The organism is Sphaerisporangium siamense (assembly GCF_014205275.1).
Lineage (GTDB): Bacteria > Actinomycetota > Actinomycetes > Streptosporangiales > Streptosporangiaceae > Sphaerisporangium > Sphaerisporangium siamense.
On record NZ_JACHND010000001.1, the window covers coordinates 3,279,827 to 3,293,723 of the forward strand.

Below are 13,897 nucleotides of genomic sequence, written 5' to 3' on the forward strand. Positions count from 1 at the left end.
CTCAGGAGCCCCGGCGCAGCGGCGGGAAGGTCATGGACGTCTTGAGCACCGCGTGCTCCCAGGGGTCCAGGGTCAGGCCGTAGGGGGCCATGCGCTTCGCCGCGCGGGCCAGGTCCACCTGCGGGTGGCCGGGCAGGTACTCGCAGGAGAGCAGCTCCGCCAGCGGGTGGCCGGCGGGGAGCAGCGCGGCAAGCTCGGCCCCCGCGCCGGCGTGCGTGGCGCGGGCCAGCTCGGGCGCGGCCTTGCGGCCGTCGGCGGTCAGCTCGGTCCAGACGGCGGCGACCACGCGGGACCGCAGCCCGGTCACCACGTCGTCGTACTCCCTGGTCTCCGCCGGAGCGCCGGACTCCAGGAGCGCGACGAGCCCCCGCAGCTCGGCGGGGTCGTCCACCGCCGTCCCGAGGCCGGGCCCGAAGAACACCGACGCCTCCCGCAGGGAGTCCTCGGGGCTGTCGGAGGTGTGGACGACGCCGAGCATGGCGTTGACGGCGCGCAGGTCCCGCCGGATCGTGCCCGGGGCGGCCTCGGACGGGTGGCTCGCGCCCTTGATCTCGCGCAGCCGCGCGTGCGCCGACCCGGGCGCGCGGTCGTCGTGCGGCCGTTCCTCTACCAGCAGGGCGAGGGTGGGACCGAGGTCGAACACCAGGTCGACCTGCCGGTAGAAGTAGGCCTTCCATACGGAAGTGATGTTGCGTTCGTGAAAGGCGTCCTGACCGGGGGGACGGTGCCAGAGCACTTCGTACCGTACGGGCGCGAACCCGTGCCGCTCCAGCGTGTCCAGAACCGGGGAGCACAGGTGACGTTCGAGCGCGTCGGGTGGAAGGAGAACGAGAACGGTCCGCTGCCAATCGATCGCTGTCACCCATCACTCCGTTTCAGGTCGTCCTGTGGGGATTCTTTCTAGCGACGGCTAGCGCGGCGTGGTGACGCGCGGCCGGCGGGCGAGCTTGCGGCGACGGTCCATGGGTCAGCCTTTCTTCGGCGAGAGCCTGGGCCGGCGCAGCGTGTACTGGTGACGGTCCACGACTACCTCTTCTTGGGCTTGGTGATCTTGGGGCGGCGTGCCTGGAGAGCCATGTTTCATCCCTTCTTGCTCGGCGGGACGGTGGTGCGGAGCGGCGTCATGGACCGGTGGTCCGCGACGTCAGCCCTTCTTGACTCGGGGGCGGCGCGCCTGGTGGTGCCGACGGTCCATGTCAGCCCTTTCGCGAGGGCTTCGGGCGACGAAGTGCCAATCTGCGGCGATCCATACCGTTCTCCTTAACTTGTCCGGATACCGGTGGAATGCGACTTTTCCGTGCACTCCTAGCGAACAATCGCTATAAAGCAGAGTTTTCGGTCCGACCCGGATCTAGTCAATACCGGCGACCGTGATCACCAAAGGTTTCAGCGCCGTCCGCAGGCTCTCCAGGACGTCTTCGGCCGTCACGGCGCGGATGGCCTCGATGTGACCGGCCAGCGTCCAGGGATGGCCGGGGATCAGCCCGTAGCGGCCGTAGAGCAACGCCTCCTCCAGCGACTGCTCGGTCTCCAGCTGCAGGAGGCCCGCCGCGCGCCGCGTGGCCGGCTCGACCTCGCCGGCCGTCCAGCCGTCCTCCGCCCGCCGGGTCAGCAGGGTGGTCGCGGTCTCCACGACCTCCTCCACGTGCTCGGGCGCGGTGGCGACGAAGGCGCGCCACACGCCGGTGTCGCGGTAGGCGTTGGTGAAGGCCCACATGTCGTAGGCGAGCCCGCGCCGGTTCCTGATCTCCTCGAACAGCAGCGCCGAGCTGGCGCCGCCGATCAGGTCCATGAGCACCTGCCAGGCCGGCAGCAGCCGGTGGCCGTAGGGCACGGCCGGCCCGCCCAGCACGACCCCGGCCGACTCGTTGTTCAGCGGCAGGTGGCGCCGCCCGCCGCCGACGATCGGGCTGCCGTCGTCGCGGGGGACGCCCCCGGCCGGCAGCGCGGACACCGGCCCGGACTCCAGGACCTCCAGCACGGCCTCGGGGGAGAGGTCGCCGCAGACGATCACGCCGGCCGAGGCGCCGCGCACCCACCGCGAATGGAAGCCGTGCAGGTCGTCCAGGGTCACCCGGCCCACGCTCTCCGCGGTGCCGCCCACCGGCCGGGCCAGGGGGTGCCGGCCGAACGCGACGTCGTAGAAGACGTCGTGGACGACGTCGAACGGGTCGCCCGCGGCGAGCCGCAGCTCCTCCTGCACGACCTTGCGCTCGGACTCCAGGACCTCCTCGGTCAGGCCGGGCCGGGCGAGCGCGCGGGCGAGGATCCCGAGCGCGGTCCGCGCCTCGGGCGAGGGCACCCGGCCGTACAGGACGAGGTGGTCGCGGCTGGTGATCGCGTTGCCCTCGCCGCCGAGGCCCTCCAGCAGGTCGATCGGGCGGCCGGAGCCGTCGGCCAGGGGCGCCTGCATGAGGATGTGCTCCAGCAGGTGGGTGCCGCCCGCGACGGACTCCTGCTCGTACCGGGAGCCGGTGAGCAGCCACAGCGTCACGGTGGTCGCGGTCGCGCCCGGCCGGTGCAGCACCAGCACGGGGACGCCGTTGGCCAGGGTCGTGCGCACGGGCGCCCTCACGCGTCCTCCTCCTCGCCGCCGTCGTCGCGGCTCTCGCCGATGACTTCCCATCCGCCGAGGCCGCCGACGGCCTGCGCGCCCTCCAGCGCCGCCTCGTCGATCTCCTCGCCGTGCACGAGCACGAACCCTCCGGCCGGGGTGTCGGCCCACAGCGTGCCGCCGCGCTCGCGCAGGGTCGCCCGCTCGGCGTAGTGGTCGCCGGCGACGGGCAGCGCGAACAGCACCAGTCCGGCGTCCAGCGCCGTCCTGCTGCTCACCTTGCTCTCGGTGAGCCGCCACGCGCGGCGGCCGATCGGCCCCGAGCGTCCGGCCATCATGCGGTTCTGCAGTTCGAGCAGCGCGAAACTCATCGGCCGCCGCAGGCCGCGCGCCGCCGTCGCGCGCCGCCGGGCCCGCCCGGCCCGGGTGAGCGCGCGCAGGTCGCCGGGCAGGCGGGGGACGTCGAGGGAGGCGGCGTCCAGCAGCGCGGCCAGCTCGGCGTACTCGGGCCACAGGCCGATCTCGTGGACCGCGAGCGCGCAGGAGTTCAGCACGTGGCGCGGCGCCGCGTCGAGCTGCACGGCGGCGTCCACCAGGTCGCGGGCCCGGAACGGCTGCTCGAAGCGTTCGAGCAGCAGCGCCACCAGGTTCTTGGCGATCGGCTCCTCGCACGGCGGGGGGAGCGCGCGCCGGGCGGGGACGCCGGCCGGGCCGGGGAGCATGGCCATCGTGCTCAGCTCGACGGCGTACGGCAGCCCGTACGGGTCGTCGGCGTGCCTGCGCATGCTGACCAGGAACTGGAGGCGTCCCTCGAACTTGAGGAAGGTGGCGCTGTGCAGGGCCCAGCCCTCCTCGACCAGCCAGGAGACGATCGGCCAGACCCGGTCCTCGTCGGGGATCCAGTAGTCGAGGTCGTTCATGGTCCGCACCAGGGGCTCGGGGTAGCGCGCGGCCACCTCCAGGCCCTTGAAGGTGACGGGATCGCCGAAGCGGGCGGCGATGCGCTTCTGGAGGTCGCGGTAGAAGGCCATCCGCGCCCGGAACCGGGACAGCTCGTGGGAGAGGCCGGGGCCGAGATCGCGCCCGTCCCGCTCCCAGGCGCTCAACAGCGTGGCGAGGAAGGAGGGCTGTGCGGTGCGGGTGACGTGGAGCACCTCCCCGGGCGTCTCCATGTCCTGGCCCGTCACCGTGGCCAGGATCTCTTCAAGCTCGCCCGACGTCAGCCCGATCACGTGGTTCCGTCCTTCTGGCCCGGTCGTTCCAGGGGGAGATCTTCCCGACGACTCTGACAGATGACACTGTCCCCGACAAGACGTCCCCAGGCGGCGTCGTGGGCGGAAAACTACCGTGCGTAGCCGATTTCCGAGCGAACCGATCCTTATAGAAGGTGGGCCTGCGAATTCCGTGGATCGTTCCTTACAGGTACGTGAGCGCTGCTCGCGTCAAGGCGTGATCAAGGTGGGGATCGGGCCGCGGTGGCGGTGCGTGGCCGTCACGTGAATATGGTCTTGACGGTGTGATCGCAGGTGAAGGACCGCTATTTACTCTTAGGAAACTTTCCTTTATATTCCTGGGCATCCCCCCAGGAAAGGAGCGTGGTATGCGGAAGATCATGTATGGAGCGACCGCGCTGGTCGCCGCCGGCATCTCGGTGCTCTCCGCCACCCCCGCCTCGGCCCACGGTTACATCTCCCAGCCGCCGAGCCGTCAGGCGTTCTGCGCCCAGCGCGTGGTGCCGAACTGCGGTGACATCGTCTACGAGCCGCAGAGCGTCGAGGCCCCCAAGGGCTCGCGCGCGTGCAACGGCGGCGGCACCCGCTTCGCCGTCCTCAACGACGACAGCAAGGCGTGGCCCGCCACGAACGTCGGCAACTCGGTGACGTTCAACTGGATCCTCACGGCCCGGCACGCCACCAGCACGTGGGAATACTACATCGGCAACACCCGCGTGGCCGTCTTCAACGACGGTGGCAAGCAGCCCGGCGCGACCGTGCAGCACACGGTGAACCTGTCCGGCTTCAGCGGCAGGCAGAAGCTGCTCGCCGTCTGGAACATCGCCGACACGATCAACGCGTTCTACAACTGCGTCGACCTCCAGATCGGCGGCGGCGGCCCCAGCACGCCGACCCCGACCCCGACCGTCACCCCGACGCGGACCCCGACCCCCACCCCGACGCCCACCACCACCGCGAGTGGCACCTGGGCCGCGGGCAAGGCCTACAAGACCGGTGACGTGGTCACCTACAACGGTGTCACCTACCGTTGCCAGCAGCCGCACACCGCGATCCAGGGCTGGGAGCCCCCGAACGTCCCCGCCCTGTGGGCGACGGCCTGATCCGATCCCTGCGGGTCCCGCCTCCGTGACCGGCGGATCGCCGGCGGAGGCGGGCCCGGACGAGTGACGCGGGAGCGAGGCCGCCCCCGCCCCGGCCAGGTACGGCCCGGCCGGGGCGGGGGGCCCGCTCCCGTACGTGTCCCCGCACACCGTCGACAAGAGAAGCCGGTCACCATGAAACGCGCCGCCCTCGCCCTCGCCGCCGCAGCGAGCCTGATGGTGCTCCCCGCCTGTGGCGCCGCCGGGGCCTCCCCCTCCTCGACCGCGTACCCCACACCCGCGTCGCTGCCGCCGTTCCCCCCGGCGCCAGGAGCGAAGAACGACGCCGACGTGCGGTTCCTGCAGATGATGATCCCGCACCACAAGCAGGCCGTCCAGATGGCCGAGATGGCCAGGGCCAAGGCCGTCCACCAGGACGTCAGGGACCTCGCGAACGCCATCGCGATCACCCAGACCTACGAGGTGCGCACCATGACCACGTGGCTGCTGGACTGGAAGAAGCCGCTCAAGCTCGACGGCCGCGGCAAGACCGAGCACGAGGAGCACTCCGAGACCAGGCAGTCGGACATCGCCGACCTCGGACGCATGGAGGGGGCCAAGTTCGAGACCACCTTCCTCGCCATGCTGATCGGCCACCAGCACAACGCCATCGAGATGGCGCGCGACGAGTACGCCAAGGGCAAGAACGTCGAGGTCCGCAACCTGGCGCACCGGATCGACCTGTCGCGCACGGCGCAGGTGCAGGAGATGCTCAAGGCGATGAACCGGCCCTCCGGCACGTGAATCGCGAAGGCCGCCGTCCGTAGAATTGGCCGGTGACGACACGCCGCTACGGGATCCTCATCATGCCGGCCGCCAACCGGGTCTACGCCGAGGCGTCGGTCGAGCTCATGGAGGCCGAGATCGAGGTCTTCGCCGCCGCCGTCCTGGGCGGCGGCCTGGGCCGGATCACCGCGGAGCCGATCGGCGGCGTCCCGTACATCACGTTCGACGCCCCGGAGCTGTCGGAGCGCGAGGTCGCGTACCTGTCCAACCTGTCGTCCCTCTACGCGCTGTTCGCGGTCGACCCGGACGGCACGCTCACACCGGTCCCGCTGCGCCGGCTGGACCGCTTCGACGACGACCTGATCACCATCCAGAAGTACGCGGGCAAGACCAACGAGCACTTCACCAAGATGCTGCTGAACGCCACGATCCTGGCGTCCGACTTCGCCCGCGAGATGATCGACAGGCCGCTCGCCGTCCTGGACCCGCTGTGCGGCCGGGGCACCACCCTCAACCAGGCCCTGATGTACGGCTACGACGCGGCCGGGGTGGACGTCGACGGCAAGGACTTCGAGGCGTACGCGGCGTTCATCCGCACCTACCTCAAGCGCAAACGCCTGAAGCACTCCGCCGAGGTGGTGCCGGTGCGGCGCGAGCGCAGGCTGGTCGCCCGCAGGCTGGAGGTCTCGATCGGGCTGTCCAAGGAGGAGTACAAGGCCGGGGACAAGCGCAGGCTCACCGTCGTCAACGCCGACACCACCACCGCCGGCGGGTTCTTCCCCCGCGCGTCCTTCGACGTGATCGTCGCCGACGCGCCGTACGGCGTCCAGCACGGCAGCCGTGACCGGCAGAGCGCCCTCAGCAGGCGTCCGCTGGACCTGCTGAGCGCGGCGGTGCCGGAGTGGACGGGCCTGCTGCGGCCCGGCGGGGCGATCGGCCTGTCCTGGAACACCTACGTCGCCCCCCGCGACGACGTGGCCGCGATCTTCGCCGAGAACGGTCTGGAGGTGCGGGACGACGGCCCCTACCGCCGGTTCCGGCACCGGGTCGACCAGGCGATCATCAGGGACGTCGTCGTCGCCCGCAAACCGTCCTGATCGGGCGCGGTGCGGAAGAGCCGGGCACCTCTTTCGGCGCGCATGGGCGGCGCGGGACGCCGGATCGTGATACGGAGGGGGAGGCGAAGGAGGATCTCATGCTGCCCTGGCAGGCCGATCTCGAAGGTCGCGTCGACGAGCACGTCATCGACAGCGAAGCGCTGCGCGGCAATCCCTTGAACGACCCGCACCGCCGCCCGCTGTGGGTCTACGTGCCCCCGGGGTACGACGACGACCCCGGCCGCGCCTACCCGGCCATCTACGTGATCCAGGGGTACACCGGCCACATCGGCATGTGGCGCAACCGCACCCCGTTCCGGCAGCCGTTCGTCGAGACCGCCGACCAGGTGTTCGCGCGGGGCGAGGCGCCGCCGGCGATCGTCGTGTACGTGGACGCCTGGACGGCCTACGGGGGCAGCCAGTTCGTGGACTCGCCCGGCACCGGCCGGTACCACACCTACCTCTGCGACGAGGTGGTCCCCTGGGTGGACGCCCACTACCGCACGCTCGCCGACCGCGACCACCGGGCCATCGCCGGCAAGTCCAGCGGCGGTTTCGGGGCGATGATCACGCCCATGCTGCGTCCCGACCTGTTCGGCGCGCTCGCCACCCACGCGGGCGACAGCCTGTACGAGCACTGCTACCTGCCCGGGTTCGCCCAGGCGGTGCGCCATCTGCGCGCCTACGACGGCGACATCCTGCGCTGGTGGAAGGAGTTCCAGTCCCGCCCCGCCTTCACCGACCCCGCCGACGACGTGCTGCTCGTCGCGCTCGGCTGCTCCGCCGCGTTCTCCGCCCGGCCGGACGGCACTCCGGAGCTGCCCGTCGACCCGCGCACCGGCGAGTTGCGGCCGGAACTCTGGCGGCGGTGGCTCGACTGGGATCCCGTCCGCATGGTGCCGGAGCACGCCGACGCCATGCGGACCATGCGCGCGATCTGGATCGACGCGGGGACCAGGGACGAGTACTACCTCGATCTGGGCGCCGAGGCCTTCCGCCGTTCGCTGCTGGACAACGGGGTCTCGCCCGGCGTCATCCACTTCGAGCTGTTCGACGCGGGCCACGGCGCCATCGACCATCGCTATCCGCTGTCGCTGGCCTGGCTGGCCACGCGGCTCACTGAACGTACGTGCAGATGAGGGACTGGCTCACTCCCTGCCGGTAGGCGGTGACGACGGAGCGGGTGAAGAATTCGCAGGCCTGCCAGGGGTTGCCGCTGCCGACGTAGACAAGGTTGCCGCTGGTGCCGCGCTGGTAGCAGGAAAGGTTTCCCTGGTAGAAGCCGATCATGGAGTTGGAGTAGACCTTCGCGGCGCAGTAGTCGCCGAGACTGAGCGGGCTCATCACGATGTCGGCGGTGGCGAGGGTTCGGGCCTGGGCGGGTGCGGTGGTGGCGATCGCCCCCGCGCCCGCGAGGAAGAGGCCGGCGAAGAGGATGGCGGAGCGTCGCAGCATGTGGTCTCCTTTTGAACGCTGCCCTGCTAGACGCAGTATCCATTAGGAAACTTTCTTGTCAATAGCCAAGATCTCCGAGGTGGGAGAGCCGTTCTCCCGCCTCGGGCAGCTTCGCGCTGAGCACGTCCACCCGCTCGATCGTCGGCGGCCGGGTGAACAGCTCGTCCGACCGGTCGAGCAGGGCGGTGGTGAGCCTGCCCGTCAGGTGCGCCCGCCGGTCCTCCTCGGCGGCGAACGCCACGAAGGCGCCGAACGTCGTGCAGTTCACGCGCAACGCGATCCAGGCCGCCGTGCCCGCCTCGTCCTCGACCAGGGCGCACCCCTCGCGCAGGAAGCCCTCGACGTCGTGCTCCCTGCCGGGCCGGGCGTGCACGCGTATCAGCAGGCCGCAGCCGATCATCGCCGATCCCCCCCCCGGCCGCGCGAGCCATCAACATGCCCTACCCGCCGGCCGGCCCGCGTGAACGCGCGGGGAGGCGAACTTACGCCGTCTTGGCGCCGGGAAGGGAAAGGTCCGCCGCGCCGGGCGCGGGCAGGTCCGCGACGCCGGGCGAGGGGACCACGATGGCGGTGAGGATCAGGCCGTTCTCCACCAGCAGGCGGCCGGAGAACCCCTGGAGCCGCGCGCCGCCCACCGTGGGGCCCGGCACCAGCAGCCGGGCCGCGAACGTGCCGCGCGCCGGGTCGATCTCGACCGACGCCTCCTCGAAGTCCAGCCACAGCCCGGTCAGCGGGAACCACGCCTTGTAGACCGTCTCCTTGGCGCAGAAGAGCAGCCGCTCCCAGCGGACCGAGGCGTCCCGCCGGGAGAGCTCGGCCAGGTGGACGCGCTCCTCCGGCAGGGAGATCACCTCAAGGACCCCCTCGGGCAGCGGCCCGTTCGGCTCCGCGTCGATGCCGATGGCCGCGACCTGCGACGACCTGGCCAGCGCGGCGCCGCGGTAGCCCTCGCAGTGGGTGATGCTGCCGACGACGCCGCCCGGCCAGCCCGGCTCGCCGCGCGGGCCGGGCACCACCGGCGCGGGCGGCAGCCCCAGCACGCCGAGGGCCCGCCGCACGCACGCCCGCGCCGAGGTGAACTCCCTGCGGCGCTTGTCCACCGCCTGGGCGAGGGCCTCTTCCTCCTCCGGGAACAGCTCGACGTCCGACGGGTCCTCGAAGAGGTCGGCGCAGGCCACGGATGTGGGGACGATGCGCTCGATCACGGGGCGTCCTCGGGGAAGACCTCGCGCAGCGGCTCCCGGCCCTCCCTGTCGTACATGCGCCGCTCGCGCGGGTAGCCCAGCGAGACCTCCTCGAAGCGCACGCCGTCGTACCAGGTGGTGCGCGGGATGTGCAGGTGGCCGTAGATCACGGCGGCGGCGTTGTACTTCAGGTGCCAGTCGGCGGTCTCGACCGTGCCGCACCACTGCGCGAACTGCGGGTAGCGCAGGATCTGGGTCGGCTCGCGGGTCAGCGGGAAGTGGTTGACCAGCACCGTCGGGAGCGAGGGGTCGCGCTCGGCGAGGCGGACCACGGTCTCGCGCAGCCGCGCCCGGCACCAGGCGTCCCTGCTCGGATACGGGTCAGGGTGCAGCAGGAACTCGTCGGTGCACACCACCCCGGCGTCGTGCGCCCACGCCAGGGCCTCCTCCTTGGTGGTGCCGGGCGGCCGGAACGTGTAGTCGTACAGCAGGAACAGCGGCACGATCGTCACCGGCCCGCCCGGGCCCGTCCACACCGGGTAAGGGTCCTCCGGGGTGAGGACGCCGAGGCGGCGGCAGACCTCGACCAGGTAGCGGTAGCGCGCCTCGCCGCGCAGCCGCACCGGATCGTCCTTGGGCGTCCACAGCTCGTGGTTGCCCGGCGCCCACACGACGGTGGCGAAACGCTCCTTGAGCAGGTCGAGCGCCCACTCGATGTCGGCGGCCACCTCGCCGACGTCGCCGGCCACGATCAGCCAGTCGGCGTCCGACCTCGGCCGCAGCTTCTCGACGATCTCACGGTTCTCCGGATAGGCGACGTGGATGTCGCTGATCGCCAGGAGCCTGCCGCCGGCCTTGCCGCTCACCGTCACATGGTGATCGTAACCGGCCTCGCCGGGTGCCCGCGGTCGCGCCCGTTCGCTCCGGGGGCGGATAGCGTTTGCGCATGACCGCAACGATCGTCGCCAAGGACCTCGCCGCCGGGCACGGGGAGCGCGTGCTGTTCTCCGGGCTGGACCTCGTCGTCGCGCCCGAGGACGTCATCGGCCTGGTCGGCGTGAACGGCGCGGGCAAGTCGACCCTGCTGCGCATCCTCGCCGGCCTGGTCCCCGCCGAGCGGGGCGCGGTCCAGGCGAGCCCGCCCACGGCCGCCGTCGGCTACCTCCCGCAGGAGCCCGAGCGCAGGCCCGGCGAGACCGTCGCCGATTTCCTGGCCAGGCGCACCGGCGTCGCCGCCGCCCAGCGTGCCCTGGACTCCGCGACCGAGGGCCTGGTCGAGGGCCGCCCCGGCGCCGACGACGCCTATTCGGCCGCCCTGGAGCGCTGGCTCGCCCTCGGCGGCGCCGACCTGGCCGAGCGCGCCGAGGAGGTCGCCGCCGACCTCGGCCTGGCCGTCGAGCTCGGACGGCACATGACCGCGCTGTCGGGCGGCCAGGCCGCCCGCGCCGGGCTGGCGTCCCTGCTGCTCAGCCGCTACGACGTGTTCCTGCTCGACGAGCCGACCAACGACCTGGACCTGGACGGCCTCGACCGCCTGGAGCGCTTCGTCGCCGGCCTGCGCGCCGGCACGGTCGTGGTCAGCCACGACCGCGAGTTCCTCGCCAGGACCGTCACCAAGGTCGTCGAGCTGGACCTCGCCCAGCAGCAGGTCAACACCTACGGCGGCGGCTACGAGGCGTACCTGGCCGAGCGCGAGGTCGCCCGCCGCCACGCCCGCGACCGGTACGAGGAGTACGCCGACACGCGGGCCTCCCTGGAGACCAGGGCCAGGACCCAGCGGGCCTGGATGGAGAAGGGCGTCAAGAACGCCCGGCGCAAGGCCCCCGACAACGACAAGATCGGCCGCAAGTTCCGCAGCGAGGCCACCGAGAAGCAGGCGGCCAAGGCCCGCCAGACCGAGCGGCTGATCGAGCGCATGGAGGTCGTGGAGGAGCCCCGCAAGGAGTGGGAGCTGCGCATGGAGATCGCGGCCGCCCCGCGGGCCGGGGCCGTGGTCGCCACCCTGCGCGGGGCGGTGGTCCGGCGCGGCGCGTTCGTCCTCGGCCCGGTGGACCTGCAGATCGGCTGGGCCGAGCGGGTGGCGATCACCGGGCCGAACGGGTCGGGCAAGACCACGCTGCTGTCGGCCGTCCTCGGCCGGGTCCCCCTGGACGAGGGCCACGCGGCGCTCGGCCCCGGGGTCGTGGTCGGCGAGGTCGATCAGGCGCGGGGCCTCTTCCTCGGCGACGAGCCGCTGCTGGAGGCGTTCGGCGCCGCCGTCCCCGCCCTCGCCCCCGCCGACGCGCGCACCCTGCTGGCCAAGTTCGGGCTCAGGGCGGCCCACGTGCTGCGCCCCGCCGCCACGCTCTCGCCGGGCGAGCGGACGCGGGCGGCGCTCGCCCTGCTGCAGGGGCGTGGCGTGAACCTGCTCGTGCTGGACGAGCCGACCAACCATCTCGATCTTCCGGCGATCGAGCAGCTGGAGTCGGCGCTGGCGTCCTATCCGGGCACGCTGCTGCTCGTCACCCACGACCGGCGCATGCTCAAGGCCGTCGACACGACCCGCCACCTCGGCGTGCTGCGCGGCGAGGTCCGCGAGATCGTCCCGGGCGCCTGACCCTGCCCACGAGTGCGTCCCCCGGCCTCGCGGACGTGCCGCGGCGGTGAAGGCGCTGGTCAGGGGGTGCTCCCGTTTGGAGAAGCACGTCGTGCTTCGCGCATACTGGACACGAGGGAGCCGGTGGGCCGCCGTACGGCGAACTCCCTCGCGCCGGGAGCCGTGGGGACCCGGTCATGCACGAAAGGGCGCCCGATGTCCCACTCCGATTTCACGGACCGCTTCGTCGAGGCCTGGAACGCTCATGACATCGCCGCGCTGGTCAGAATGTTCCATCCGGACGGCGTCATGGTCACCCCCGGCGGGGTTGGCGAGGATCATGAACAGATCGCCTCGATGCTCGAACAGTTCATGACCGCGTTCCCCGATATCAAGCTGACCCTGTGGACGGCCCTGCCCAGCGGGGAGAGCACGGCGCTGGAGATGGTCCTGTCCGGCACCCATCTGGGTTCTTTCCTGTTGCCCGGAGGCGGCGCGCTGGAGCCCACCGGCCGCCCAATCGCGGTGCGGACCTGCACGTTCACCACGCTGGAGGGGGGACGCATCATCAGCCACCGTGTCTTCTTCGACCAGTTCGAGCTGGCGACGCAGCTCGGCTGCACGCTGCAGCCCCCTGAGGAAGGCTAGGTGGGCCCTATGGGCGAGTGCCGTGGTACGGAGCGCATGCTGACCGCCCTGCTCGACGCCAGCCACATGGCGGGGTTCGAGCAGGTGCCGTTCCTGGTCGCCGAGCACGCCGCCCGTGCCGGGCTGCGCGACGTGGTGATCTTCCTCGCCGACCTGCAGCAGGAGGTCCTGCGCCCCGTCGTGGACACCGGGCCGTCCGCCTCCGGACGCACCGCCGCGGAGCTCAGCGAACTGAAGATCGACGCGACGCTGGCCGGCCGCGCCTTCCAGGAGGTGCGGTTCCTGCGCGGCTCCGGCGGCGAGGGGGGTCCCCTCTGCTGGTGGGTGCCGCTGCTGGACGGCACCGAGCGGCTCGGCGTGCTGCGCGTCACCACCGACACCGACGACCCGGCGTGCCAGGAGGCGATGCGGGCCCTGTCCGCCCTGGTCGCCATGCTGGTCGTCTGCACCCGGTGGTACAGCGACTCCTACGCGCGCCTGGTCCGGACCCGCCCGATGAACGTGGCCGCGGAGATGCGCTGGAACGTCATGCCCCCGCTCAGCTTCGCCAACGCCGACCTGATGATCGCCGGGGCGCTGGAGCCCGCGTACGAGGTCGGCGGGGACGCCTTCGACTACTCCATCGAGGGCGACGTCGCGCACCTGGCGATCTACGACGCCATGGGGCACGACGTCCCCGCGGGCATGACCGCGAACCTGGCCCTCGCGGTCTGCCGCAACCGCCGCCGCGAGGGCGACGACCTCGTCGCGACCAGCGTGGCGGCCGAGCGGACGCTGATCGCCGAGTTCGGCGACGAGACCCGCTTCGTCACCGCGATCCTCGCCGACCTCGACATCGCGACCGGCAGGCTCACCTGGATCAACCGCGGGCACCACCCGCCCGTGCTGATCCGCGGCGGCCGTCACCCCGGGCTGCTGCGCTGCCCGCCCTCCCACCCCCTCGGCCTGGACCTCGGCGTGCCGGTCACCGTGTGCGAGGAGCACCTGGAGCCCGGCGACCGCGTGCTGCTCTACACCGACGGCATCACCGAGGCCCGGAGCAGGCACGGCCAGGAGTTCGGCCTGGACAGGTTCGTGGACTTCATCATCCGCCACAGCGCCGACGGCCTGCCGATCAACGAGACGCTGCGCCGGCTGGTCCACGGCGTGCTGGAGTACCACGAGGGGCGGCTCCAGGACGACGCCACCGTGCTCGTCGCGGAGTGGCACGGCTCGGCGCGGTCGATGCTGGGAGAGTTCGGGGACGCCGCCGGCACGAGCACGGCCGTGTCCGGCGCCCGTTGA

14 protein-coding genes are annotated in these 13,897 nt (G+C 71.9%); 7 read left to right on the plus strand and 7 right to left on the minus strand.

The genetic code is table 11. The features are described from left to right. Nucleotide 1: 1 nt before the first annotated feature. The 3 genes from BJ982_RS15015 to BJ982_RS15025 form a co-directional block, all read right to left on the minus strand. Nucleotides 2-862 carry a nucleoside-diphosphate kinase gene (locus BJ982_RS15015; protein WP_184880555.1) on the minus strand — a complete coding sequence of 287 codons (861 nt, stop codon included), beginning with the start codon at nucleotides 860-862 and terminating at the stop codon, nucleotides 2-4. A 489-nt stretch (nucleotides 863-1,351) separates the two neighbouring features. Then, a complete protein-coding gene (locus tag BJ982_RS15020) occupies nucleotides 1,352-2,575 on the minus strand; it encodes a M16 family metallopeptidase (protein WP_184880556.1) in 1,224 nt (407 codons plus the stop codon). Beyond that, the gene (locus tag BJ982_RS15025) at nucleotides 2,572-3,786 is read right to left on the minus strand and encodes a nucleotidyltransferase family protein (protein WP_184880558.1); all 1,215 of its coding nucleotides are present in this window, start codon (nucleotides 3,784-3,786) and stop codon (nucleotides 2,572-2,574) included. Before BJ982_RS15025 ends, BJ982_RS15020 begins: the two co-directional genes overlap by 4 nt. A 368-nt stretch (nucleotides 3,787-4,154) precedes the next feature. Here BJ982_RS15025 and BJ982_RS15030 point away from each other — a divergent pair, with 368 nt between their 5' ends. The 4 genes from BJ982_RS15030 to BJ982_RS15045 all read left to right on the plus strand — a co-directional run bounded on the left by BJ982_RS15030 (nucleotide 4,155) and on the right by BJ982_RS15045 (nucleotide 7,890). Continuing rightward, nucleotides 4,155-4,889 carry a lytic polysaccharide monooxygenase gene (locus BJ982_RS15030; protein ID WP_184880560.1) on the plus strand — a complete coding sequence of 245 codons (735 nt, stop codon included), beginning with the start codon at nucleotides 4,155-4,157 and terminating at the stop codon, nucleotides 4,887-4,889. Nucleotides 4,890-5,063: 174 nt separating this feature from the next. Continuing rightward, nucleotides 5,064-5,672, plus strand: a complete 609-nt coding sequence (locus BJ982_RS15035; protein WP_184880562.1) for a DUF305 domain-containing protein — start codon at nucleotides 5,064-5,066, stop codon at nucleotides 5,670-5,672. Between the two features lie 32 nt (nucleotides 5,673-5,704). After that, nucleotides 5,705-6,751 (plus strand): TRM11 family SAM-dependent methyltransferase, encoded by a 1,047-nt coding sequence (locus tag BJ982_RS15040; RefSeq protein ID WP_203959143.1) that lies wholly within the window; start codon nucleotides 5,705-5,707, stop codon nucleotides 6,749-6,751. 98 nt (nucleotides 6,752-6,849) lie between these two features. Beyond that, on the plus strand, nucleotides 6,850-7,890 hold the full coding sequence (locus BJ982_RS15045; protein ID WP_184880564.1) for an alpha/beta hydrolase: 1,041 nt from the start codon (nucleotides 6,850-6,852) through the stop codon (nucleotides 7,888-7,890). Here the strand turns inward: BJ982_RS15045 and BJ982_RS15050 are convergent. The 4 genes from BJ982_RS15050 to BJ982_RS15065 all read right to left on the minus strand — a co-directional run bounded on the left by BJ982_RS15050 (nucleotide 7,868) and on the right by BJ982_RS15065 (nucleotide 10,262). Continuing rightward, nucleotides 7,868-8,206: a hypothetical protein gene (locus BJ982_RS15050; RefSeq protein ID WP_184880566.1), complete on the minus strand. Its 339-nt coding sequence runs from the start codon at nucleotides 8,204-8,206 to the stop codon at nucleotides 7,868-7,870. The genes BJ982_RS15045 and BJ982_RS15050 overlap by 23 nt on opposite strands. A gap of 58 nt (nucleotides 8,207-8,264) precedes the next feature. Next, nucleotides 8,265-8,606 carry a putative quinol monooxygenase gene (locus tag BJ982_RS15055; protein WP_184880568.1) on the minus strand — a complete coding sequence of 114 codons (342 nt, stop codon included), beginning with the start codon at nucleotides 8,604-8,606 and terminating at the stop codon, nucleotides 8,265-8,267. Between the two features lie 82 nt (nucleotides 8,607-8,688). Next, nucleotides 8,689-9,411, minus strand: coding sequence for a 4'-phosphopantetheinyl transferase family protein (locus tag BJ982_RS15060; protein ID WP_184880570.1), 723 nt, complete (start codon nucleotides 9,409-9,411; stop codon nucleotides 8,689-8,691). Continuing rightward, nucleotides 9,408-10,262 (minus strand): metallophosphoesterase family protein, encoded by an 855-nt coding sequence (locus BJ982_RS15065; protein WP_373869649.1) that lies wholly within the window; start codon nucleotides 10,260-10,262, stop codon nucleotides 9,408-9,410. The genes BJ982_RS15060 and BJ982_RS15065 overlap by 4 nt, the downstream gene beginning before the upstream one ends. A gap of 74 nt (nucleotides 10,263-10,336) precedes the next feature. Between BJ982_RS15065 and BJ982_RS15070 the strand changes: the two genes are divergently transcribed. From BJ982_RS15070 to BJ982_RS15080, 3 genes are all read left to right on the plus strand, one after another. After that, nucleotides 10,337-11,986 carry an ABC-F family ATP-binding cassette domain-containing protein gene (locus BJ982_RS15070; protein ID WP_184880572.1) on the plus strand — a complete coding sequence of 550 codons (1,650 nt, stop codon included), beginning with the start codon at nucleotides 10,337-10,339 and terminating at the stop codon, nucleotides 11,984-11,986. Between the two features lie 195 nt (nucleotides 11,987-12,181). Continuing rightward, nucleotides 12,182-12,613 carry an ester cyclase gene (locus tag BJ982_RS15075; RefSeq protein ID WP_184880574.1) on the plus strand — a complete coding sequence of 144 codons (432 nt, stop codon included), beginning with the start codon at nucleotides 12,182-12,184 and terminating at the stop codon, nucleotides 12,611-12,613. A 9-nt stretch (nucleotides 12,614-12,622) separates the two neighbouring features. Continuing rightward, nucleotides 12,623-13,897: a PP2C family protein-serine/threonine phosphatase gene (locus tag BJ982_RS15080; protein ID WP_239123048.1), complete on the plus strand. Its 1,275-nt coding sequence runs from the start codon at nucleotides 12,623-12,625 to the stop codon at nucleotides 13,895-13,897.

Excerpts from the sequence above, each read along its gene's own strand:
- BJ982_RS15075 (WP_184880574.1), top strand. The coding sequence starts at position 12,182 with ATGTCCCACTCCGATTTCACGGACCGCTTCGTCGAGGCCTGGAACGCT.
- BJ982_RS15080 (WP_239123048.1), top strand. The coding sequence starts at position 12,623 with ATGGGCGAGTGCCGTGGTACGGAGCGCATGCTGACCGCCCTGCTCGAC.
- BJ982_RS15055 (WP_184880568.1), bottom strand. The coding sequence starts at position 8,606 with ATGATCGGCTGCGGCCTGCTGATACGCGTGCACGCCCGGCCCGGCAGG.
- BJ982_RS15050 (WP_184880566.1), bottom strand. The coding sequence starts at position 8,206 with ATGCTGCGACGCTCCGCCATCCTCTTCGCCGGCCTCTTCCTCGCGGGC.
- BJ982_RS15070 (WP_184880572.1), top strand. The coding sequence starts at position 10,337 with ATGACCGCAACGATCGTCGCCAAGGACCTCGCCGCCGGGCACGGGGAG.
- BJ982_RS15035 (WP_184880562.1), top strand. The coding sequence starts at position 5,064 with ATGAAACGCGCCGCCCTCGCCCTCGCCGCCGCAGCGAGCCTGATGGTG.
- BJ982_RS15045 (WP_184880564.1), top strand. The coding sequence starts at position 6,850 with ATGCTGCCCTGGCAGGCCGATCTCGAAGGTCGCGTCGACGAGCACGTC.
- BJ982_RS15030 (WP_184880560.1), top strand. The coding sequence starts at position 4,155 with ATGCGGAAGATCATGTATGGAGCGACCGCGCTGGTCGCCGCCGGCATC.